Here is a 21,100-nt window from a genome sequence, read left to right as displayed (position 1 = left end):
TATATGGAAGTAAACGGTAAGGTGGTACAAGGCGATTGTCTCGAAGTTTTGCGAGAGATGCCGAGTAATAGCGTCGATTCCGTTGTGACGGACCCGCCATATGGTCTCTCTAAAGAGCCGAATGTAACGGAAGTCCTCACGAAATGGATAGCCGGCGAGCCGTACGATCACGGTCACGGTGGATTCATGGGTAAGTCATGGGATTCGTTCGTACCACATCCGGACGTGTGGAAAGAGGTTTATCGCGTGTTGAAACCGGGAGGGCACGCGTTAGTATTCGCCGGAACACGAACGCAGGACTTGATGACGATTGCGCTGCGTTTAGGGGGATTCGAGATTCGTGACGTTATCGAGTGGCTTTATTTTAGCGGATTCCCTAAGTCTATGGATGTGGGGAAGGCGTTTGATAAACGCCGAGACGATAAAGATCGTATTCGGGTCGTATGCCGCTTCATTCGTGCGGCTATGGACGCTCAAGGCTTGAAATCCCGGGAGCTGACGCAGCATTTTGGTGATTGTAACCCGCGCCTCATTGATCATTGGGCCGCGAGAGATACTGACAGCCAACCGTCAGCGCCGACTATCGAGCAGTATTTAAAACTGAAAGAGGTTCTCGGACTAACTGACGAAATGGACGATCTGGTTTATGAGCTGAACGGACGAAAAGGTCAGCTTGGAGAAGCTTGGGCTGATCGTGAAAAGGTAGGGGAGAAAACGTCCGGCATCGGTCAAGCATTCGGAGATGGCGTATGGGTTAGCGAATCAAAAGTCGTCGACATCACCGCCCCTGCGACCGAACTCGCACGTCAATGGGACGGATGGGGAACGGCACTCAAGCCCGCTCACGAACCGATTATCGTCGCGCGAAAGCCGCTTGCTGGAACCGTAGCGGAAACGGTTGAGAAGTTCGGCACGGGCGCAATTAATATCGACGGCTGCAGAATCGGGCGGGTAGAAGGTGACCGTATCGAATACGGCGTAAATGGGGACGAACCCTCAGATGTCACTGCTGGGATTTACGGTAAGTTTGCGGAAAGAATGGCGGATACGCCACATGATGCCGGACGATTCCCTGCGAATTGCGTCACTACGTACGACGATGCGTTCTGCTCCCCATATTTCAACGTCACACCGCGCGAAGTCTGCAAAAAGGCGAGCAAGGCGGATAGAGGCGCAGGCAATACGCATCCGACTGTCAAGCCGACCGACCTCATGGCGTGGCTTGTACGACTAGTAACGCCGCCGGGCGGAACCGTTCTCGATCCGTTCGCGGGTAGCGGAAGTACCCCTGTAGCAGCCGAGCGTGAAGGCTTCGGTTATATCGCCATCGAACGCGAACCGGAATACGTAGAGATTATCCGATCACGCGTCGGGCGTGCGGAAGGGGAGGCGGCATAGTGGGAAAAGCGTCGCGAGCAAGATGGGACGGAAACGTCCGCAGTATGGCAATTGTTGCGAAACCACGCGAAGAAATAACGGAGGAGGACGTTCAGTTTCTACGTGATAACTACACGTCAACTGGTGGGTTATTGCCGAATGCTTACGCAGGCGGTGCGTTTTACACGCCGACACACGTTGCGCGGTTTATTGTCGAAGCATTACGCGGACTATCCGGCGGCTCATTTCCGCCTGATGCGCGTTTTCTCGAACCGTCCGCGGGTTCCGGTGTATTCATCGAACATATGCCGCAGAATGCGGAAATATCAGCGCTGGAGCTGGACGAGACGAGCGCGAAAGTTGCATCGCTTATTTATCCGCACGCCAACGTAATCCAGGGTGACGCGTTCACGCACGGACTCCGAGATTATTACGATTATGTGATCGGTAATCCTCCTTACGGTGTCAGTCTCGATATAGCCGCGGACGACTTACCGGATACCTTCGAGACATTGCGCACCACGAAAGGCCGCGCGAAAGGCAAGTCGGAGGTCGCGTTTATTGAACTCGCAATCAAAGCGGTCAAGCCCGGCGGCTACATCGCGTTCGTGCTTCCGTTAGGTCTCAACTACGCGAATTATGCGGAAAAGGTGCGTCAACTACTCTATAAAACGTGTTGGCAGGTAGCGACTATCGGATTGCCCGGTGAAACATTCGCATTAACGGGTACGACGATTGAGACGCAGATATTGATCGTACGTAAGGCACCGCCAGATACTCCGCTTATCCCTACTGCGACAAACCGTTGGGGATCGAACTTCAGGCGCGGCGGGTACAAAGATATCACGCAGTTTAACGCAAAGTTTCTCGCGGGACAGCCTCCCGCCTATTTCGCGCAAGTTACCGATATTGGTTACGACAAACACGGCAAGAGTACGGATAAGTGGGGCGACGGCCTCACGCAACTTGACGAACTACTCGAAGACTTTACCGACGAATACCTAATACGATCTAACCTATACCCGCATATACCTTCGTGGCACAGCGTCAAAGACGTCTCCGCGTTTATGTTCCAGCACGCCAACAACGACGGGGATGGCTTCCGGGATGCGAGCAGAACATACGGGCACAAAACGGGAGCGACCGCAGAAGGCCCGTACCGCTGGAACGAGCTTACGCTTGGGGCTGGCGAGGAAATTGACGGAGTAAGTACGTTTGATTTCACGTGGACGGATCGTATTGTTGACGATTATTACGAGGGAATTACGCAACAAACAAAGGAGGCGGCGTAACATGGGACACGTTAAAGTAGACATCGCAAAATCTGACCGCAGCTACGCGGTAAAATACGCACTCAACGACGCGGCGGGGGTACGTTCCCTCCTCCGTGATCGTCACCGGATCAGCTCCGCAAGATTTAGAGGCGATACGGCGGCAAGCGATATTCTAATCGACTTGCATAGCGCTATTAATTCGGCCGGTTTGACGGATCGACAGACGGAAGCTATTGCGTGGGTTTATGGCGTTGACCTTACGCAAGAGAAAGCGGCGGCTATTATGGGGATCGCCCGCCCGACGCTAATCGAACATATCGAAACGGCGGAGGAAAAGATTGCGGAAGTTTATCGGCGTTGGGATTACGGAGATATCGAAGTGGAATACGACGCGTCCGCACTCATCCCGGTACTAAACGAACAGGAAAGTGCAGAGTTCTTACGCATTCATAAGGGCATCGAGATCGAAGACGAATATACGGAGGAATGCGCATGATTATTGACTACAAAGTGAAATTTGCCGAGGATGTTACGGAACTGATTGCGGAAGATATTGCGGACCGGGACGCGAGGATGGCGGCTGTTAGCGCGCTCACCGAGGACTACGTTATGAGATACGGAGAGTACCCAGATATGATACAGCTTGAGCGCCTGACCGATTATATTTTACGCGAGGAACTAACGAACACCGACCGGATGAAAGCACGCAATGACGAATATCCGTTTTTATCTGAGCGGCAGTTTGAGCGGAGGCGTGAACGCGAGGTACCGTTAGAGGTGGCGGAGGAATACGGGGCAGACGGGCGTAACTACCGCGTACCTAAGCGTAGGAAGCGCAGCATCAAGGAGCTTATATTCGTAGACGAGCACGCTAAGATTCGTAATAAGCTACGCGCAGCCAGATACCGCAGGGATACTGCACCTAGTTCGGTCACTACGTATAATCTTAACGAGACTGGCGGAGAGCTAACGGATGAGTTTACGCAATGTGTCGGTATTCTTGACCGTCTACCGGAGCGTGAGCAGTTCGTCGATGCCGACGTCCAAATAGCTGCATAATTTAGCGAGCAGATCGCGCGGATAACGCTCCATTTCGTCATTGTACATCGTACGTACACTTTCGAAGCGGTAGTCGATATCACGCGCGATTTGTCGTACCGTTAGGCCGCGTGCCTCTGCGATAGCCTTTAAATTCGAGTGAATGAGCAATTTTTCCGCCTCCTTAAAGTGAAATAAAATGAAGCTTTACCTTCAGTATAAGTTGACTCGATAAAAGTGTCAAATAGTTGTTGACACCTTAAACGAGTCGTGGTATTATAAGTACATAAGGATGACACGTTAAAAGAGTCATCGGAAAGGAGAAACGCACTATGAAAGATTGGGTAAACTTGATTACGGCAATCATACAACTGGTTACAGCGCTTGCTATCTGGAAAACACATCGCCGTAACAAAAAGAAAAAAGGAACCAATAAACGACGCGGTGGGCGCAGACGTTAAGGATTCCTTCCGAGGTGGCGGCTAGTACAGCGCCATCTCCACCCAATCTTAACATAACGGTTTGATATATACAATTGGCGGCGGCCTTAAGCGGGAGGTAGGAAGGTATGAATAACGAACAATTTATCATTTGGCTTCGTGCTAAATTTGCGGAAAGAGTAAAAACCGGATGTACACCAATGGAGAAGGCTGTTAGATGCATGAAGACGGCTCGTGAGTTTGTGGGTCTGTAAAATGCGGGGCTTCGGCCCCTCTATAGGAGGGAAATCGTATGGATACGTTAACTTGGATCGTAAGTATTGCGGCTTTAGTCGCTTCGATAATTGTCGCAGTTGTTGTATTCCGAAATAAGTGATACACGGAGGTGCTTACGAATGAATAGACGTGAATTCTGCGCAGGACGCTACGAAAACGGCCGCTTGTACGTGCGCATCGCCGGCGGGAAGTGGACGGAGCTTTCAACGCTGTTATAACGCACTAGGCCGGAGTTATTCCGGCTTTTTTCGTGCGTCCTCCAATACTTACCGGATTCCTCTAATTGCTCAACGCGGTATAATCGGGGTGAGGTGTTTATATGTTTATTTCTCCGATGTTACTCGAAACAGCGGCTGCTCCCTTTTCGGATTCGCGCTATATCTTCGAACCGAAAATAGACGGGCACCGCTTAATATATTCGCAACAAAACGGCATTGTACGCTTATTCACGCGCCATAACAACGACTGCACATGCCAATACCCGGAGATAGCTAGCGTCACCTTTCCGCATGACATTGTGTTGGACGGCGAGATTGCGTGCGTTGATCCGACAACGGGTGTATCGGAATTTGAATCCGTTATGTCACGCTTTCAGGCGAAGAAGGCGGACAAGATTACTAAGCTCGTAGCTGAATTACCAGCTACTTTCGTTGTCTTCGATATCTTGAGCTTTAAAGGCGAGGACTTGCGGAGCCTTCCGCTTATGGAGCGCAAGTTCATACTCGCTAGTCTAACGCTTCCTAGCCCTAGTTTCGGGGTTGTTCCGTATATTGAAGGCGCCGGCGAGGCGTTGTTTGAGCAGATAGAAGCGCGCGGTATGGAAGGCGTGGTCGCCAAGCGTAAAGAGAGCACATATGTTAGTCGCCGATCAAATGCGTGGCAAAAAGTGATTAACTGGTCCTATGCTGACGTATTTATAACGGGTTATCGTAAAACTGAGTTCGGATGGCTTGTATCAGTGCCTAATGAGCGCGGTAACCTTCGTCCCGCCGGCATTATCGAGCACGGCGCTAGCCCAACGCACAAGAAGGCGTTTTACGGCGTCGTGGCACCGTTAAAGACCGGCGAGGATCGCGAGTTTGTTTACGTAGAGCCGCGTATAAGGGCTCGCGTAAAGATGCGTAACTGGACTAAGGCAGGGAATTTGCGGATACCAGTGTTTATGGAGTTTATCGTCTAACAATAATCCCCGCCAACCAAATTAAGGTTAGCGGGGATTTGCTTTACTTACGATTAAGCCCCTCCATGCTGTACTTGAGGCTCTATGCCATGCGAATGAATAGGTACAGTAACAATTAACAAAAAGCTAGCCGCGACGATCAACAGTGCCATTTTTTTTAACATTGTCCATCCACACCTTTTCAATAAGATTTAAAAAATTTGCTTTGGTTTCAGGAGTCGCATGTTCTCGAAAATGTAAAAATAGCCCCATACAATTTATGAAATAAGTCTCATTATTTAGTGTATGATAACTTACCATAGAATACATCAAATGTTTAAAACCATCATCGTAAGAATTTCGATGTAAATAATAATGAGCCAACTCGTAACCACACCATGCAAAATAATCTGGTACCACTTGTTGAGTATACATATCACTTGGTGAGTGTTGAGATAATGATACAATGTCCGCTTCAAAGCGTTTTATTATGTTACTAACATCAATATCATATCGGTTAGCTGCTATCATAATATTCAGTAGTTGGATGACCTTATCTTCTTGAGTTGTATCCTCCGCTGCATCGATGTATTCAATATAATCTTGTAGCGCCTTTATATCTCCAGATAAAAGCTTATTGACAATAATATTAGCTTTTGCCCAGTGCTTAAACAAGCCAATCCAGTGTTGGGTATCTTCGTCTGTCTCTTTAACCCAATCTAAATTAGCATAGGTGTATGTATATTTGAGAGCTTGGTGGTAATCGCCTTGGGCTTCGTACACACCTGCACACAGCAGGTCAGCATAGGAAATGTATACAAACAAAGGACGAGTCAGCTTTTTAGTAGATTCATTACATTCTCGATTCTTATGTTCAAGTTTCAAATTATATTGAATTTCCGCCTTAGCTCTCATTAATTTAGCTATTTCGTCAACCTTGTCCCATTTACGCAAAGACCTATACACGTTAGCTAAATCCTTTAATGCGTCAAGCTGGTCAATTTCATCTAAACGCTCAACATAAGGCTCAAACAGAATAGCTGCCTTGAGATTCTGGCTTTGATCGTCTCCAATCTGAATCGTGAATATACGATATTGGCAGACTGCCAAACGCTCAGAATGTTGATATCTCTCCGCTTCAGCTACCCCCTCATAGAGCAGCAATGCAGCCTCATGTCGTCCCTGTGACAATAATTCTTCCGCTATTTCAAATAGCTTGGGTGAGTAGAGTAGATTGTCCATGATAGCGCCCACTACTCGACGGATCGCATCCAACTTGTCCAACTCCGCACACCGAAACAAAAATGGCTCGATACGCCTCATATTCGGAGGATGGTCGATGATGAAGTTTTCTATAAACAGATCGTAAAAGTCCCCTTCTGGTAAACCCATAGCTTCAGTGATTCGGTCAAGCTGGTTAACAGACATTGACTTATTCCCTGTCACAATAGCACTTATTATCCCCCTATTCATGCCTGCAAGTTGTCCAAATTGCGCTAAGCTCAAACCCTTTTGTTCTAGATATCTGTCTAATTCTGCTCTAATCGTAGGTGTATGCTTCATATCATATCCACCCTTCATACAGAAATTCCAAAACTTTTATATTATTGCAATCTATTGTTGTCGATAATTTAACAGTTGTCAATAAGTTTTGAAATTTTTGTCATTCGATATTCGACTAAATTATATTTTTTGAATATTGTCGACTACTGTAAGACAAATAGTTCTATAGTGTCATTTTCCATTTTATTATTTAAAACAAACAAATTATTCCTTATTTTATGGTACACTGGATTGGTAGTTCAAAATAATACCATTTCGAGAGGACGGTTTTGGATGAAGTTAAAGAACACAGCAATCATTCTTTCAGGTGTATTGGCTCTTACAGCAGTTGCTCCAATTGCAGCATCTGCTGAATCATCCACAGAACAAATCACACAAAATTCAAGTTCAAGTGTAACTCAAAAGAGTGCAGTTGAGGCAGTAAAACCCTATGTACAAGTTAAAGACGGGGTATTGTCCCTAAAAGACGTTCCTGAAAGTATTTATAACCAGTATAATTTATCGGATTTGCAAAAGCATTTTGATGAATTAAATGAGTTATCAAAATCAGGTAAAATTACTGTTAATAGCGATTTAAGCATAAAGGACAATACCATCTCGCTTAATGCAGAATACGGATCCTGGACCTACCATTGGTGGGGATATGATCGGAAATTCACTGACTCTCAAACTAAACAAGCGATAGATTACTATAATAGTGTGGCAGGTGGCGGCGCACTCGTTTCAGGGGCAACTGCTTGGTATCCTCCTGTTTCAGGTATTTCAGGATCAGTCGCAGGATACTTTGCATTGTTTGCAGCTCGTATGAGCGCTAATAACAATGGTAACGGAGTTTATGTTTCTGTTTCATGGGCGGCAGTGTTTGATGTTGAACCTTTGTAATACGACACAGTAAGGAGACTCTATGACCAGTATTTTAGCTGCTTTAGTGATTATTTGGGGAATAAGTTATATGGCTGTCTACTACATTAAGAAGAAAAAAAATACACACGGGCAATCTGGTTATAAAATATTTTTTATGGTTATTCTTGTTATTTTAGCAATCGCTTTGGTTAGTTCATATTTATAATCAAACAATGCATTGTAATTCAACTTACCAAATTATGATTCTTATAGCCTTCCTTTAATGGAGGGCTTTTGTATTGTAAATCAGTCATAAGCGCAATAAACGCCCGTAAGCTGCAAAGAGTGTAGAAAATACAAATAACCCCGCCGACCAAGTAAAGGTTAGCGGGGTATTTCCGCAATTATTACACAAGGCGGAGTTATTCCAACCTTTCCCGGGTGCTTCCCGTCTTAAATACGTATACTTCGCGCATAAAATACGTTCCCGCTATCTTTACGCTTTCAGGCGTGTACCTTTCGATCACACCTCCGTAATCTACGATATGACCGTCTTTTTCGTAAACTGTAACGCGTGCTTGGGTAAGTGCTGCGGCTAGTAAATCTACGTCAGTAATTAGCGTTTTCATACGTGAATAATTCGACGGAAATGCGTAAGTTCCTGCGTTTGGTATGTAAGAACAGCGCAATATAAACGCCTATTCTCCGCGAGATAGGCGTTTTATTAAATCAGCAAGGCGCGGATACATAGAAGTAACGTGCTTCTCTCTACATAGATCTGAAGATTCCGTTATACTAAAAGATACGGAACTGTGCTGAAGCTAGTGTATCTCTAACTTATAACGGCTGCTTCTGGAGCCTTGATACTTTCTTTCCAACTATTACCTTCGTAAACTCCCGATGTATCAAATATTTTTTGAATAATTTCCTCTTTTTTATTAGGATCTTTCTTTACGCTTAGAAAGATTGATAACAGGTCAGTGCTAGTTAAAAGACAGTGATTTCTACTCTCACAATAGGGCATCATTTGTGCAGGGAATGGGCTCTCTGTTCTTTCGCTTAACGGTTTATCTTTAAAGGCGTTAACAATAAGTATACCCTTTGGGTTAATCCCTTTTGAAACAAAGTACTCACTTACCCATTTTTCAAGTTGAGCAGCATGCTTCTCTGCGGCACTTTTTGATACGCCTTTGACTTCTACAACTGCTATTTGATCATTATATTTAAGAATTAAATCATCACGTCCAGGGAGTCCTTCCTCAACCTCGAAGCCTAGTTCTATAAATACTTTGCCTACCTGAACTTCTAGAGATCTACCTGTTGCAGTAAAGAGCAATTTGTACTCTTCAAGTTTTAATAGTTCCTCTTTTTGCTTGCTAATTTTATCTGCTATCATTTTCATTTCTTTTTCGTATTCCAAAAGCTGTTGTTTTAATTCAAACTCTCCCGGTAGCGTATAATCAATACTCCATGACGGGAGCTGGAAATCACCGTCTTCTTTTTTCAAATCTGTTATAATTGCTGTTAATGTGTTAAAAAATTGCGACTCTATTTCTTCTTCCACGCCTTCATCTACGTCATCATCGGGGTTGAATAATTCTGGTATGAATAGAAGAGTGCCTGTTCCTGTATTTATATAGGAACTCACAATATTTTTAGTTCCTTTGATTTTAAAAATCGGGTTTCCTAGTGGTTTAGTAAAGTAGGCGTTGTACCTGAGTTTGTCTTTATGTTTCGTTAGAGGTTTAAAGGCTGACTCGCCTATAAATTCTAAATTTGATCCAGACGCTAACATTGTTTCAGGATAAATAGGCAAGATGGATCTTACGTCTAACAGATTAACTATTGTCGTTTTCTTTTGGTTTTTGCCGGTCCCTGAATACTCCCTTTTTCCAGAATCTACATAGCAATGTATCGGAAAGGGCGTATAAACTACCACTGTTCGACCTAGGTTTAGGAGTTCCGTAATTTCGTGCTTTCTTCTATCAATATCCGCCTTTAATTTTGCTGAATGGTGGTCTGATATGCGCTTCAAACCTTGGAAGGTGGGGGACATAGCTTCAGCATCATATTCATCTAAAACACTTGATAAGTCTATTAGCACAACATCATAGTCTAGAAATGATGTGGAAGAACCAAAATCAACCACATTGGAGTTCCAACCAGTAAAGTAGCCAATTGTAAGTAACTTCATAATAACTCAACGTTCCTTTCTTAGTAGGCATAAATATGAGCACAAATAAAAACCTCATAAATCGTCTTCATATAACGTAGTCCTTTCGTACTGGATTACGCTAATAATTCGACAAATTGGTGCAGATTTCCTGCGCTTTTTTACGTTATTTTAACGTTTTACCCTACATTTTTCGTGATTTTGCGGCTATACGTTATGAGGAAGTAGAACGTTGCGGGTACACTCCGCACACCCTTACGTTAATTCCACGTAAAGGAGCTACGAACATGGCAGAATTTAAAACGCTAATTGACCCGGAAACGGGCGAGATACACGAACACACCGCAGTCCTTGCGGCAGGTGACCGCATTACTACGGCAAAACAACGCGAGTCTTACGCCAAAATACAAACAACCGGACGCGCTCCGGAGTTTACCGTTACAAATATGCATAATATCGACGAAGTAATCGAGAAGGTATCCGATAAGAATTGCGGGTACCTTCTTTATTTGCAATGCTTCGTTAATTATGACGCAATCCTTGAGAATCCGGACAAGACCGCAATGAGCCGCGCTGATATCATGCGCACGCTGAAGCTCGGACGGACGGCGCTGCATCAGTTTCTACGCGAGATGACCGATCACGACGTCATTTACGAGTGCGGCGACCGTTATCGGTTGAATCCGCGTTACCATTTCCAGGGTAAAACGGATAACCTGGCCGTAGTCAAAACGTTCGTTGCGAAGGTGAAGGAGCTATATACGGAGGTTAACGCAAAGGATCTCGGCTTCGTGTACAAATTACTCCGCTATATCCACCTCGAAACGAATACGATATGCGCGAATCCTTACGAGCGAGACGTTGAGAATACGTTACCGCTTACGAAAGAGGATATCGCTACGGTTACGGGAGTCTCCGCTAAATCCGTTTATACGAAGCTGCGTAATCTCAAATTCGGAGACCAGTACGTATTTGCCGAAGTCGTGTACGGAAACTCGCGCTACTATAAGATTAATCCATTCGTGTTCTATCGCAAAAACGGGAAGCCTGACGCGACATTACGAGAGATGTTCGCCATGAAAAATAACTTTAATCGACGTGATAAATAAAAACTATCGGTAAAAACGCGAACAAAATAGGCCATCTATCGGTAAAAACGCGAACACTAAAAAAGTGGATTCCGCCTTAGAGCGGCGCGGGTTTCAGCGTTTTAGGGGGTCAAATTTATTCTTAGTCTTTGATACCGGACTTCGTCCGACACTGCGTCACTCCGTTCCTTGTGTATCACGCAGAAAAGTATATTGATAAATAATCTCTATACGCGTTCGGAGCCGATAGGCGACGGCAAGGAGCGAAGCGACGCGCAGTATCTTTTATAAACGGTAAGCGAACGTACAGTGAGCGGAAGGAGGGCGTAAGTATCGAACGGTCAATATGGACGAAGGTAGACGGTAAACCTGCGTTAGTATTTAACAACGGAATTCCTGCGCTTGTATTCGTAAGTCATAACGCAGATGGCGGTTACGATGAAACGTATGAGAACGGAGTATATGCGTACAATCTTAATCGAATTGATATCGCTTCTGGAGTCGATAGGATTACGGAATATACAGCGTTGAAATACCCGGTAAAATAACGTGAAATTAGCCGCTTTACTCTACGCCTTGCCTGAGCGTAGGGTATGCGGTTATTTGAGTTATTTACACGTTAAAAACACGGTAATTATCGGCAGCAGGACGAAAGGAGGACGTACATATGGCGAAGAAAATAACGGCAGAACAATACGTAGCTATCGAGTGGTTATCTATTCCGAATAAGGGCGGTAAGACATTCGAAGAGATCGCAGCTATCTGCGGAGTCACTGCGCGTACGTTGGAGAACTGGCGTAAGACACCGACATTTGATGCGGAGCTAAAACGTGCGATCATTCGTAACAATAGCGCAAAGCTACCGGAAGTAGTCGAATCTATGGCGGAATGGGCTATACGTGAAGGTAACGCAGCAGCCGCTAAACTCGTGCTTCAGATTAACGGTATGTTGACGGATAAAGTCGAGGTTGAAACGAAGGATGCGAATGCTACGGATGTAGAAGCGTTGAGGGCACGGATTGAGGCGTTGAAGGTGCGTAAGGGTAGCGATTCCGAAGATACGGAATAGGCGCGTATATATAAGAAGCGAATTGTGCGTGGCGTCTTCGGATACTTTCGGAGCGGGCGTGTTTTACCTACACGAAGCTCCTGGCGCAAGCCCCCTCCGAAACTTTCCGATTCACGCCCGCACGCTTCACCGTAACAACGCGTTACACTACAAATTGGCTACCGTGCTTCGAACGTTCGTTCGTTGAATAAGCGGTGCATAAACGCGATAGGGGATACGGGAAATACACGTATAATCTTCCAGTATGTAACGGGGCTAATCCGCATAACAACGCGGGTTATCCGTATTATGCGCTGGAAATGTATATGCAATGTATAACGCGGATTTATGCAGCGGGAATAAACGCAGTAACGGTGCGGGTTCCGGACGCAGACATATTCACAAAACGTGTATTTTGTGCACATGTACGTGCATACCGGTGTATATCGGTACCTTTACGATTAGGGAACGAAGAAGGGAGTCTGCGCTTTAATTGCGATTGATTAACGCTTTAACATAACGCAGGATCACCGTACCCCCAAGCGCCCCCTCGCGCGGCCCGGAATCTGGTGCGAAAACAATCCGCGTATCAAATTTAACTTTTGACTTTTACGGAGGTGCTAACGTATGGAACAACTGCGTAAGATCGCGCTCGAATTACTCGAAGCGTACGCAGAGGCGGCGGATGATTGCATATATGAACGTAGCGGGAACATTGACGCTGACCGTGCGGAACTCGCGCGTGAGGTACAAGGAACACGCGTAGAAATCGAGTCCTTGCGCTCTTTGGATGATATCTTTGCGGAATACACTTACGTATGGGTCGAATGGGACGTGCGTCTTAGCGAGTACAAGGCAGTAGTCGGTCCGGATCACAAATTAATACCCGGCGGTTTCTTCGCATATGGGTACGCTGACACGCCGGCACAGGCTATTCGCAATGCTATGGTCGAAGCGCAGCAGTTTGAACATGCGGACGAAGGTGCTAACGCATGAGTGACCGCAAGTTCATCGTTGTTATTACGCAAACAATCGGAGAGGCCGCTGCACTTAACGCCATTTTTCCGCCGGCTACAAGTGGCTTTCGGATTTCGGCGTACCATTATGGCTACGCATTTTGCGGCCTCAATCACTACGGGATGCGCCCTAACGTCTTGATATCGTCTATACCGCTTGATGGTAACGATAGGTGGGTGCGTGAGTGCCTGCGCCCCGCGTTTCAGAATGAGGTACGAATCGAACCCGTAGAAATCACTAGCGCTTACGAAGATCGAGGAGTGCTCTATGTGGGCCAACGCGTCGACTGGTTCGAGCTTAGAGATATGTCACCGCAAGACCGCGCTAAATTATTCGCAGAACACTTCGAAAGTCTGGCGGAGTTGCTTACGCTATATCCAGAATCCTACGTTACTTTCGATAAGGACTGGCAGGTGTATTATGCGAGAGTTGGTAAGTCTGAGCCGTTTCATTTTGCGTACGGATACGCCGCCGATCCTAACGACGCGCTCATGTTCGCAGCGCTTGCTTATAAATTAACGTGAATTTAGCGTCTTAGAGCGTTGACCCTAACGAGACTATTCGGAAGATACGAAACGGGCTAATTTCACGGTAAATCCACGTCAAAACAAAGGAAGGAGGTGATATCTATCGCATGGGTTAACGGGAAATGGATCGGTCGGGAAGAGCGGGAAGCGCATATTAACGAGCTGACCGACTTAATTGACGCACTTGATGGCGTAGATATCGCCGCCTTGGGTGACGAGGATCAACGTGACATTGAAACGCAGCTTTCGGAGTACGAGCGGTTAAGCGTGATTAACGAAGCTGAAACGGATTTGATTGCGTTCGCACTCGAATACTTCTCGGAGGCTAAAAATCCGGGCAACGCGGGCAATTGGGACGGATTCGACATAACAGGCGTAGACGAAGCGCCTGATTTTCACCGTGAAATTAGCGTGATAATGGACGATGTATCGAACGTTAATACCAACGATAAGGTCGCAGTCGCTGCGCCCCGTTCTCACGCTAAATCAACGTATCTTTCCAAGGCGTTTCCCCTACGCGAGATAGTGTACCGGAAACGTAAGTACGAAATTATCATATCGGAGACGCCGGCAGTATCGAGCGGCAACCTGGACTGGATTTCAATGCAGCTCAAGCATAACGAGAAGCTGCGAAGGGACTTCGGTCCTTTATTGTCTCCGAAACAGCAGGAGAACCCGAAGGATAACAGCTCGGAGTTTATCGCGTGGGAGCCGACAGACAGCGGAATACCGAAAATGCTCACGAAGGTCGAAGCGGCATCTACCGGCCAGGCGCTCCGTGGACGTAACTGGAACGGTGTCCGTCCGGATTTGATCGTATGTGACGACTTGGAGGACATCAAGTCTAACGCAGCCACGCCGGAGCTACGCCAGAAGATGCGTGACTGGTTCGCACAGACCGTCGTACCGCTCGGTGATCCGAAAGGTAAGCGCACAGCCTTCGTATACATGGGAACAACGGTCCATCACGAGGCACTACTTGTTAACGTCCTATACAAGCGATCGGACTTTAAGAGCCGAGTTTATCGTGCGGTTATCGAATGGCCGGAGCGTATGGACTTATGGGAGGCGTGCCGTCTCGTCTACGTCGATCGAGATAATCCGAATCGAGCTGCGGACGCAAAAGCACTGTACGAGATGAATCGCGAGGAAATGGACCGTGGAGCTATCGTGCTTTGGCCGGAAGCGCAACCGCTATGGAAGTTGATGACGTGGAAATGGGATAACGGGACGAAGGCGTTCAACACGGAGTATATGAACAATCCGGTCGATGAGGAGTCAATGATCTTCAATCCGGAGTCCTTTACATATTGGGACCGTGAGGATCGCGACTTCTTCACGTCCGATTACGATATTTACCTCGGAATCGACTTCGCGATGGGGAAAACGCGCGGTGACTACTCCGCAATTGTTACTATTGCGCGGCATAAACAGAGCGGTACGAAGTACGTAGTCGATGCGTACGGTGAGCGCGTTAAGCCGGACGAGTTTATGCGTGTGATTGTCGATAAGACGCTAAAGTACCAACCGACAGCGATCGCGGCTGAAGCACAGGCGGCGCAGGAGTTCTTCGTCCAGAAACTGAAGGAAGCGTTGAGGGCTGCGGGCTATCCCGCACAGACTCGTGTTAAGGAAATACATCAACGGTCCCGTAAAGACCTCCGTATAGAAGCGCTGCTCCCGGATATCGAGAGCGGCGCTATTCAATTTACGCGAAAACATTCGTTATTACTTGAGCAATTCGAGCTGTACGGGTCGGGGTCACATGACGACTTACCGGATGCGCTCGAAATGGCCGTAAGTATTGCGAAGACGGGGCGAAAGAAGCTCCGGAATAAGCCAAAATGGATGTAACTTAATTTATTTTTGAAATAATTATATTCTCGATAGCTGATTTAACCTCAGTGCCTTGGTTCTCTTTAAGGTTGTGCATAACCTCATCAGTGAATACGACAAAGGAGCGACCTTGATACTGTACGAACCAAGTGGTATCGGTACCTAAAGCTGGTGGTGTGACGCTAAAATCTGCGTTTTGGTTTGCAGCCTCCTCTCGCAATTCTTGAAAAGCACTTCTTATTTCACCTAAAAGGTGTTTCCTGTCTTCAATCGCTTGTTTTCTGTCTTGGTCATTTTCAATTTCTTCTATTTTGCTGTCCAGTCTATCAAAGAAGCTCAAAAATTATCCCTCCTCTATATTATAGGGAAATTATACCACGAAAGGAGGAGCTTTGTGACGGAGTTTTATGATGCAAGAGAAACGAAACTATTTTATACCGGAGCTCAATACCCGCCGGTTTATGAGATTCCTCGCTTGGCAAAGTATGAACGCGGCCGGGCCATCTATCAAGGGCGCCACGTTGAGATATACGATCGCGCCTCCGGACTCCTAAAAGATACGCCGTTTGCGCCGCAGCTCAAAACGTTATTTATTGCGGTTAATCTTATGGACGTGCTGCTAACGAAGCCCGCGGATTTGATGGTCGGCGAGGCTCCTACGTTTGAGACCGGACACGATCCGGAATCCCCCGAACAAACAGCGCTAAGTCGTATCGTTGAAGAGAACGACCTAACGCAGATGATCCACGAGATTGTAATCGGAGCAGGCTTTCGGGGCGACTCGTTTCTAAAGACGTATTACGGCCAACGTGCGGATGTATCTGAGACGCTTCAACTCGGTTTAGATGCGCCAGACGCACCGCTGGAGCCGATTATTGAACCCGTAGACGCTTCGATTGTATTTCCGGAGCTCTCGCGCGGCTCTAAAAAACGGTTTAAGGCGATGAATATCGCATGGGTAGAGTGGGAAATCGAAAATAGCAGCCGGATTATGTCGTTCTTATCCGGAATCCCGACTACAGAGACGCCGTATCTAAACGTGGAGCGCCATATACCGGGCTATATCGTGTACGAAAGATATGAACTTACGGAGCGAGGCGTGGATGACCGATGGGGGGCGCCTATTCCAACGTATAACATCGGTGAGCAAGTTCCGACCGGACGGGAGCAGGACGTTGTACCGACCGGGATGCCGGAACTGCTCGTCGAGCACATTCCGTACAAGACAACGGACGCAGATTGGCGCGGGGAGAGCGGTACGGAAAAGCTAGAGAGCGTACTGGCCGCGGTCAACGATCGACTCGTCCAAATTGACTATATCCTTTGGAAGCACAGCGATCCAACTGCGTACGGACCCGATTTTCAGGAGGACGACGACGCGACGGTACGTAGTGGTGGGCGTTATATTCCCGTGACCAAGGACGATGCAACGCCCGGCTACATGGTATGGGATTCTCAACTGGAAGGCGCATTTAAAGAGCTCGATATCCTTCTTGGTCTCGTTTACCAAATAAGCGAGACGCCGCAATGGCTGTTTGGTACGACGCTCGCTTCAGATAAGGGCGGAACAGGAACGTCGCATACGGATGCTGGCGCGATTAAAGCTCGATTTATGCCGATCTTGTCCAAGGTAAAACGCATTAGAGCGCACGTTGACCGAGGTCTACGTAATGCGTTGTGGAAGGCGATGAAACTGGAGAACCACGCCAACGACGGCGTCGACGACTTCACAGCGTACGAAGCGACGTACCCTACGATTACTTGGCGTGACGGTATTCCGCGTGACGAGAAGGAAGCGGCAGAGGTCGCTAGCCTGCGCACTGGCGGTAAGCCTACGTGGTCGGTTACTGACGCAATTAAAGACCTCGACGGGGTTGATGACGCACAGGCAGCCGAACTTGTCCGCAGGATTGACGCCGATGAACAGCGCGTTTCCGGCACTGTCGACGCTTCGATATTTAACGCTGAAACTGGCGGTGACGCCTAATGGACGATCCGAATTACGATGGCCCCGTGTCTAAACTACTCGGGGCTTTTCGGCGTGCTCGTTCAGCTATCGGTTCCGCCGTCAGTCGCTTATTTACGCGAGGAGCTAACCACAAGATGGCGGACGCAGCCGCAAAAGAAGCTTCCGAGGCTCTAGCGAAACTGAACGCAGAGTCAAAGGAATGGGTAAAGGACAACCTCACGAAAGCTGCGCAGGATGGCGTGAAGCGCGCGCTAATTGATATTGGTGCTGCTAAAACGCTGCTTGAAGCTGCGGAAAAAGCGAAGCTGAATCGGGCTAATCGCGATATGTTGGCGGCTGCGATCCTCGATACTCACGCAGACGTGCTTGCTGTAACCGCGAATATGGATCGTAAAACGAAGGCAGCTATCCGCCAGGCTCTTGCGGAGTCGCTTCGCTCGAACCTATCGCAAGGAATAAACGGAAACACGACGCTTCAGCGGGACGTGGTCGACCGGATGCGTAAGATACTCGGAGACGCGGTAGACACCGGGATTATTGACGCAAAAGGTCGCCGCTGGAAGCCGGAAGCCTATGTCGATATGCTCGTCCGTACAAAAATGGCGGAAACACAGCGCCAAGCTACGATAAACGAAGCGCTCGGTCGCGGCGTTTATTATGCGCAGATATCAAGTCACGGAGCAAAGGACGCTTGCAGTAAGTGGGAGGGGCGGATTGTAAAACTTACGCCGGACGCCCCCGGTGATTACCCGTATTACGGCGACCTACCTCGGCGGGAGATTTTTCATCCACGTTGCCGACACGTCTTGATGCCTATACGAAATCCGAAATAATGTCGGACCTACGATACGTCCTAAAACTGACGGATACTATGCGCTACGCGGCGCTTAAACGCGGGGAGACATATGAGTAAAACAATCAACGTTAAGTTTCCGCTGAATCTACAACTGTTCGCGGAGGGTGATCCAGACCCAACGCCGACTCCGCCAGCCGATCCGATGCCTGTGAAGGCCTTTACGCAGGAGGAGCTTGACCAGGTAATTGCGGACCGTATCGCTCGTGAACGTAAGAAGTATGCGGATTACGACGAGTTGAAGACGAAACTGTCTGACTTCGAACGTGAGAAAGAAGAACGTGAGAAGGAGAAAATGACCGTTACAGAACGGCTCGAAGCCGAGAAGGCAGCAGCGCTGAAAGCCGCCGAAGACGCGAGAGTTGAGCGTGACAAAGCGCTAACAGCCGCTAATCAACGTCTTATCAAGGCTGAATTTCGTACGATGGCTCGCGAACTAAACGTTCGACCTGATGCGCTCGACGATGCGTATGTTTTAGCGGACTTGAGTTCTGCGTCCGTTGGAGATGACGGAAGTATCAACGGCGTTGAGGACGTAGTAAAAGCGCTAATCGAAAATAAACCGTTCCTCGTTGAGCAACCGAAAAAAGAACCGTCGCCGATCGGAGGTCCTTCCGGTGGAAACCCCTACGATAAGGAAACACGCACACTTGAACAACAACTCGCGGAGGCAAAACGAGCTAGAGACTTCGCAAAGGTCATTGAATTATCTAACAAACTTACACGCTAAAGCTTCGGAAAATCCGAGGCTTTTTATTTTCCCTAAATTTAAGGAGGAAATTTATACATGTTGAGAACTTACGATTTTCAGGACCAAGTACGCCAGCTTGAAGCGGGTATTTCACTAATTATCGATGATGCCCCGAACCTGCTCGGCCTTATCGGGCTAGGATCTAATTCTCTGTATCAGACAAAGTTCGAATGGATGTCCGATAACCTGAATTCTAACCGCGCAACTGCCGCTTCTGCTGCCGCAGCCGACGCCACATCGATCACGGTAGCCGAGGGTGACGGGCTCAAATTCCGCGTCAACGCAATCGTAGTTTCTGGCGAAGAATATATGCGCGTAACTGCTCTGGCTGGTGACGTTATTACTGTTGTCCGTGGCTATGACGGCACGAATGCGGCGGCAATCACCGCTGGTGGCGAGATTAGAATCGTAGCACGTCCGCAGTTGGAAGGCGCACTGCCTGGCGTAGATGAAGGCCACGACCGCTATGTTGATTACAATGTAACGCAGATCATCGAACGTTATGCGCAAGTATCCGGTACGCAGCAAAACGTACGGACATACAACGTTACGGACGAGCTGAACTACCAAGTACAGTTGCGACTAAAAGAGATGCAACGCGAGATGAATGACTGGTTGATTTACGGTCGTCGTATTGATGGTGCTCCCGGCATGCCGCGCACAACTGGCGGTTTGCTTTACTTTGCTGATAAGAAAGGCGCAGCGAAAAAGAATGCTGAGGGCAAGGAGGTTACTCCAGAGTTTCTGAATGACCTGTCTGAACAAATCTACCTGCGAGGCGGCTCAGTAAACACTATCCTTACTAACACTGCTGGCGCACGTCAAATCACGAAGTTCGCAAAAGATACGATCAGAACAGAACGCACAGATACGGAGACCGGCCACAAGATTCAGACGTTCGTTTCTGATATCGTAGGCGGTTCCGTAGCAACCGTCATCGTCGATCCGAACTTTCCGAAAAACAAGATCGCATTGTTTGACCGTAATATCTTGTCTATTGATGCTCTGAATGGACGCGCGCTGCATGACATGGACGCTACCGTAGCCGGCGCTGACTTTGTGGCCCGTCAGATCCGTGGCGAGTACGGTGTAACCGTCAAGAATGCGGGCGAGAAGATCGCTATCCTGGATAACATTAGCACATCGGTATCTTAATCGGAGGGGCTTCGGCTCCTCTTTAATTTTAACGGAGGTGACCGCGTAAATGGCGATTTCAGATCGCGACAAAGAACGTCTAAACCTAACTAGCCCGGCCGCGCATGACATCGGATTGGGCGATATCATCCAATCTATTCAATCCGGGGGCAGCGGCGGACCATCGTCCGTAGCATGGGCGGATATTACCGGAAAGCCGTCGACCTTTGCTCCAGCAACGCACACGCATACTGCGGGACAAATCTCGGACGCAAGTACAGTAGGTAAATCCGTTATGACCGCGGCAGATGCGGCTGCAGCTCGGACGGCAATCGGGGCGGGCACGTCTAATCTAGCCCTCGGTACTACCGCATCAACCGCGGCGGCCGGCAACCACTCACATGCGGCCAGTGCCGTAACAGCTACGGCAATCGCACCAGGCACCGCAACAAACGTACAGGGTATCCTCGCAGAGCTTGCGGCTAGAATTGCGGCATTGGAGGCGAAATAATGGCGGAGTATCACGCAAGTCCTCGGTACTCGCTCGATGGTATCGAATTTGACGTAAGCGGCGTTTACGTAACCGAAGATGCCGGAGAGATTGCACGTTTGGACGCGTTAGTGCCTACGTGGATTAGCCGTATTGACGTGAAAGAACCGGAGGAACCGAAGAAGCCACGCGCGAAGAAGGCGCAGACGACGGAAGCCTCCGAGGAATAAACGGGGGTGTTACC

Annotated in this window: 25 protein-coding genes; 20 read left to right on the top strand and 5 right to left on the bottom strand. The window is 48.0% G+C overall.

What is annotated here, in order from left to right:
- The first annotated feature begins 3 nt into the window (after nucleotides 1-3).
- From HFD99_RS25560 to HFD99_RS01335, 4 genes are read left to right on the top strand one after another with little or no spacing between them, the layout of a single operon-like run.
- Nucleotides 4-1,398, top strand: coding sequence for a DNA-methyltransferase (locus tag HFD99_RS25560; RefSeq protein WP_202984353.1), 1,395 nt, complete (start codon nucleotides 4-6; stop codon nucleotides 1,396-1,398).
- Nucleotides 1,398-2,669: an HsdM family class I SAM-dependent methyltransferase gene (locus HFD99_RS01345; protein ID WP_167440754.1), complete on the top strand. Its 1,272-nt coding sequence runs from the start codon at nucleotides 1,398-1,400 to the stop codon at nucleotides 2,667-2,669. Before HFD99_RS25560 ends, HFD99_RS01345 begins: the two co-directional genes overlap by 1 nt.
- A 1-nt stretch (nucleotide 2,670) precedes the next feature.
- Nucleotides 2,671-3,147: a DUF134 domain-containing protein gene (locus HFD99_RS01340; protein WP_167440753.1), complete on the top strand. Its 477-nt coding sequence runs from the start codon at nucleotides 2,671-2,673 to the stop codon at nucleotides 3,145-3,147.
- Nucleotides 3,144-3,710: a hypothetical protein gene (locus HFD99_RS01335; protein ID WP_167440752.1), complete on the top strand. Its 567-nt coding sequence runs from the start codon at nucleotides 3,144-3,146 to the stop codon at nucleotides 3,708-3,710. The genes HFD99_RS01340 and HFD99_RS01335 overlap by 4 nt, the downstream gene beginning before the upstream one ends.
- Here the strand turns inward: HFD99_RS01335 and HFD99_RS01330 are convergent.
- Nucleotides 3,660-3,860: a helix-turn-helix domain-containing protein gene (locus tag HFD99_RS01330; protein ID WP_167440751.1), complete on the bottom strand. Its 201-nt coding sequence runs from the start codon at nucleotides 3,858-3,860 to the stop codon at nucleotides 3,660-3,662. The two genes, HFD99_RS01335 and HFD99_RS01330, sit on opposite strands and share 51 nt — an antisense overlap.
- Nucleotides 3,861-4,021: 161 nt before the next feature.
- On the opposite strand from HFD99_RS01330, the gene HFD99_RS25880 reads away from it, so the two are divergent.
- From HFD99_RS25880 to HFD99_RS01325, 3 genes are all read left to right on the top strand, one after another.
- Entirely contained in the window at nucleotides 4,022-4,150 is a 129-nt protein-coding gene (locus tag HFD99_RS25880; protein WP_263639568.1) for a hypothetical protein, read from the top strand.
- Between the two features lie 107 nt (nucleotides 4,151-4,257).
- Nucleotides 4,258-4,383, top strand: coding sequence for a hypothetical protein (locus tag HFD99_RS25875; protein WP_258012385.1), 126 nt, complete (start codon nucleotides 4,258-4,260; stop codon nucleotides 4,381-4,383).
- A 341-nt stretch (nucleotides 4,384-4,724) separates the two neighbouring features.
- Nucleotides 4,725-5,585, top strand: a complete 861-nt coding sequence (locus tag HFD99_RS01325) for an ATP-dependent DNA ligase (RefSeq protein ID WP_167440750.1) — start codon at nucleotides 4,725-4,727, stop codon at nucleotides 5,583-5,585.
- Nucleotides 5,586-5,711: 126 nt separating this feature from the next.
- Here HFD99_RS01325 and HFD99_RS01320 read toward each other — a convergent pair whose 3' ends face one another.
- Nucleotides 5,712-7,127 carry a helix-turn-helix domain-containing protein gene (locus HFD99_RS01320; protein WP_167440749.1) on the bottom strand — a complete coding sequence of 472 codons (1,416 nt, stop codon included), beginning with the start codon at nucleotides 7,125-7,127 and terminating at the stop codon, nucleotides 5,712-5,714.
- A gap of 273 nt (nucleotides 7,128-7,400) precedes the next feature.
- Between HFD99_RS01320 and HFD99_RS01315 the strand changes: the two genes are divergently transcribed.
- Together HFD99_RS01315 and HFD99_RS01310 are read left to right on the top strand one after the other, a co-directional pair.
- Nucleotides 7,401-8,009 carry a hypothetical protein gene (locus HFD99_RS01315; RefSeq protein WP_016822008.1) on the top strand — a complete coding sequence of 203 codons (609 nt, stop codon included), beginning with the start codon at nucleotides 7,401-7,403 and terminating at the stop codon, nucleotides 8,007-8,009.
- A gap of 22 nt (nucleotides 8,010-8,031) precedes the next feature.
- Nucleotides 8,032-8,196, top strand: a complete 165-nt coding sequence (locus HFD99_RS01310) for a hypothetical protein (RefSeq protein WP_167440748.1) — start codon at nucleotides 8,032-8,034, stop codon at nucleotides 8,194-8,196.
- A gap of 196 nt (nucleotides 8,197-8,392) precedes the next feature.
- Here HFD99_RS01310 and HFD99_RS01305 read toward each other — a convergent pair whose 3' ends face one another.
- Both HFD99_RS01305 and HFD99_RS01300 read right to left on the bottom strand, forming a co-directional pair.
- Nucleotides 8,393-8,599, bottom strand: a complete 207-nt coding sequence (locus HFD99_RS01305) for a hypothetical protein (RefSeq protein ID WP_167440747.1) — start codon at nucleotides 8,597-8,599, stop codon at nucleotides 8,393-8,395.
- 203 nt (nucleotides 8,600-8,802) lie between these two features.
- Complete coding sequence (locus HFD99_RS01300) at nucleotides 8,803-10,164, bottom strand: hypothetical protein (protein ID WP_167440746.1); 1,362 nt, start codon at nucleotides 10,162-10,164, stop codon at nucleotides 8,803-8,805.
- Between the two features lie 266 nt (nucleotides 10,165-10,430).
- On the opposite strand from HFD99_RS01300, the gene HFD99_RS01295 reads away from it, so the two are divergent.
- The 5 genes from HFD99_RS01295 (at nucleotide 10,431) to terL (ending at nucleotide 15,677) form a co-directional block, all read left to right on the top strand.
- On the top strand, nucleotides 10,431-11,252 hold the full coding sequence (locus HFD99_RS01295) for a hypothetical protein (RefSeq protein WP_167440745.1): 822 nt from the start codon (nucleotides 10,431-10,433) through the stop codon (nucleotides 11,250-11,252).
- A gap of 646 nt (nucleotides 11,253-11,898) precedes the next feature.
- On the top strand, nucleotides 11,899-12,300 hold the full coding sequence (locus HFD99_RS01290; RefSeq protein WP_167440744.1) for a phBC6A51 family helix-turn-helix protein: 402 nt from the start codon (nucleotides 11,899-11,901) through the stop codon (nucleotides 12,298-12,300).
- 606 nt (nucleotides 12,301-12,906) lie between these two features.
- Complete coding sequence (locus HFD99_RS01285; protein WP_167440743.1) at nucleotides 12,907-13,275, top strand: hypothetical protein; 369 nt, start codon at nucleotides 12,907-12,909, stop codon at nucleotides 13,273-13,275.
- Nucleotides 13,276-13,565: 290 nt separating this feature from the next.
- Complete coding sequence (locus HFD99_RS01280; RefSeq protein ID WP_167440742.1) at nucleotides 13,566-13,820, top strand: hypothetical protein; 255 nt, start codon at nucleotides 13,566-13,568, stop codon at nucleotides 13,818-13,820.
- A gap of 96 nt (nucleotides 13,821-13,916) precedes the next feature.
- Nucleotides 13,917-15,677, top strand: coding sequence for a phage terminase large subunit (terL, locus tag HFD99_RS01275; RefSeq protein WP_318252227.1), 1,761 nt, complete (start codon nucleotides 13,917-13,919; stop codon nucleotides 15,675-15,677).
- 1 nt (nucleotide 15,678) lies between these two features.
- Here terL and HFD99_RS01270 read toward each other — a convergent pair whose 3' ends face one another.
- The gene (locus HFD99_RS01270; RefSeq protein WP_167440741.1) at nucleotides 15,679-15,999 is read right to left on the bottom strand and encodes a hypothetical protein; all 321 of its coding nucleotides are present in this window, start codon (nucleotides 15,997-15,999) and stop codon (nucleotides 15,679-15,681) included.
- A 54-nt stretch (nucleotides 16,000-16,053) separates the two neighbouring features.
- Between HFD99_RS01270 and HFD99_RS01265 the strand changes: the two genes are divergently transcribed.
- From HFD99_RS01265 to HFD99_RS01240, 6 genes are all read left to right on the top strand, one after another.
- Nucleotides 16,054-17,646: a phage portal protein gene (locus HFD99_RS01265; RefSeq protein ID WP_225164776.1), complete on the top strand. Its 1,593-nt coding sequence runs from the start codon at nucleotides 16,054-16,056 to the stop codon at nucleotides 17,644-17,646.
- A gap of 116 nt (nucleotides 17,647-17,762) precedes the next feature.
- Nucleotides 17,763-18,461, top strand: a complete 699-nt coding sequence (locus HFD99_RS01260; RefSeq protein ID WP_225164775.1) for a phage minor capsid protein — start codon at nucleotides 17,763-17,765, stop codon at nucleotides 18,459-18,461.
- A gap of 165 nt (nucleotides 18,462-18,626) precedes the next feature.
- Nucleotides 18,627-19,211 (top strand): phage scaffolding protein, encoded by a 585-nt coding sequence (locus HFD99_RS01255; RefSeq protein WP_225164774.1) that lies wholly within the window; start codon nucleotides 18,627-18,629, stop codon nucleotides 19,209-19,211.
- 57 nt (nucleotides 19,212-19,268) lie between these two features.
- The gene (locus HFD99_RS01250) at nucleotides 19,269-20,387 is read left to right on the top strand and encodes an SU10 major capsid protein (RefSeq protein ID WP_167440738.1); all 1,119 of its coding nucleotides are present in this window, start codon (nucleotides 19,269-19,271) and stop codon (nucleotides 20,385-20,387) included.
- Between the two features lie 49 nt (nucleotides 20,388-20,436).
- Complete coding sequence (locus tag HFD99_RS01245; protein ID WP_167440737.1) at nucleotides 20,437-20,877, top strand: hypothetical protein; 441 nt, start codon at nucleotides 20,437-20,439, stop codon at nucleotides 20,875-20,877.
- Nucleotides 20,877-21,086: a hypothetical protein gene (locus tag HFD99_RS01240; RefSeq protein ID WP_167440736.1), complete on the top strand. Its 210-nt coding sequence runs from the start codon at nucleotides 20,877-20,879 to the stop codon at nucleotides 21,084-21,086. Before HFD99_RS01245 ends, HFD99_RS01240 begins: the two co-directional genes overlap by 1 nt.
- The last annotated feature ends 14 nt before the right edge of the window (nucleotides 21,087-21,100 follow it).

The sequence above is a fragment of the Paenibacillus sp. EKM301P genome (genome assembly GCF_011800295.1).
Lineage (GTDB): Bacteria > Bacillota > Bacilli > Paenibacillales > Paenibacillaceae > Paenibacillus > Paenibacillus polymyxa.
This window is presented reverse-complemented; position numbering and strand designations above follow the sequence as displayed.

Bases quoted from the DNA above. Each gene is read 5' to 3' on its own strand.
- HFD99_RS25560 (WP_202984353.1), top strand. From the start codon at position 4: ATGGAAGTAAACGGTAAGGTGGTACAAGGCGATTGTCTCGAAGTTTTG.
- HFD99_RS01340 (WP_167440753.1), top strand. From the start codon at position 2,671: ATGGGACACGTTAAAGTAGACATCGCAAAATCTGACCGCAGCTACGCG.
- HFD99_RS01335 (WP_167440752.1), top strand. From the start codon at position 3,144: ATGATTATTGACTACAAAGTGAAATTTGCCGAGGATGTTACGGAACTG.
- HFD99_RS25880 (WP_263639568.1), top strand. From the start codon at position 4,022: ATGAAAGATTGGGTAAACTTGATTACGGCAATCATACAACTGGTTACA.
- HFD99_RS25875 (WP_258012385.1), top strand. From the start codon at position 4,258: ATGAATAACGAACAATTTATCATTTGGCTTCGTGCTAAATTTGCGGAA.
- HFD99_RS01325 (WP_167440750.1), top strand. From the start codon at position 4,725: ATGTTTATTTCTCCGATGTTACTCGAAACAGCGGCTGCTCCCTTTTCG.
- HFD99_RS01320 (WP_167440749.1), bottom strand. From the start codon at position 7,127: ATGAAGCATACACCTACGATTAGAGCAGAATTAGACAGATATCTAGAA.
- HFD99_RS01315 (WP_016822008.1), top strand. From the start codon at position 7,401: ATGAAGTTAAAGAACACAGCAATCATTCTTTCAGGTGTATTGGCTCTT.
- HFD99_RS01310 (WP_167440748.1), top strand. From the start codon at position 8,032: ATGACCAGTATTTTAGCTGCTTTAGTGATTATTTGGGGAATAAGTTAT.
- HFD99_RS01305 (WP_167440747.1), bottom strand. From the start codon at position 8,599: ATGAAAACGCTAATTACTGACGTAGATTTACTAGCCGCAGCACTTACC.
- HFD99_RS01300 (WP_167440746.1), bottom strand. From the start codon at position 10,164: ATGAAGTTACTTACAATTGGCTACTTTACTGGTTGGAACTCCAATGTG.
- HFD99_RS01295 (WP_167440745.1), top strand. From the start codon at position 10,431: ATGGCAGAATTTAAAACGCTAATTGACCCGGAAACGGGCGAGATACAC.
- HFD99_RS01290 (WP_167440744.1), top strand. From the start codon at position 11,899: ATGGCGAAGAAAATAACGGCAGAACAATACGTAGCTATCGAGTGGTTA.
- HFD99_RS01285 (WP_167440743.1), top strand. From the start codon at position 12,907: ATGGAACAACTGCGTAAGATCGCGCTCGAATTACTCGAAGCGTACGCA.
- HFD99_RS01260 (WP_225164775.1), top strand. From the start codon at position 17,763: ATGGCGGACGCAGCCGCAAAAGAAGCTTCCGAGGCTCTAGCGAAACTG.
- HFD99_RS01255 (WP_225164774.1), top strand. From the start codon at position 18,627: ATGCCTGTGAAGGCCTTTACGCAGGAGGAGCTTGACCAGGTAATTGCG.
- HFD99_RS01250 (WP_167440738.1), top strand. From the start codon at position 19,269: ATGTTGAGAACTTACGATTTTCAGGACCAAGTACGCCAGCTTGAAGCG.
- HFD99_RS01245 (WP_167440737.1), top strand. From the start codon at position 20,437: ATGGCGATTTCAGATCGCGACAAAGAACGTCTAAACCTAACTAGCCCG.
- HFD99_RS01240 (WP_167440736.1), top strand. From the start codon at position 20,877: ATGGCGGAGTATCACGCAAGTCCTCGGTACTCGCTCGATGGTATCGAA.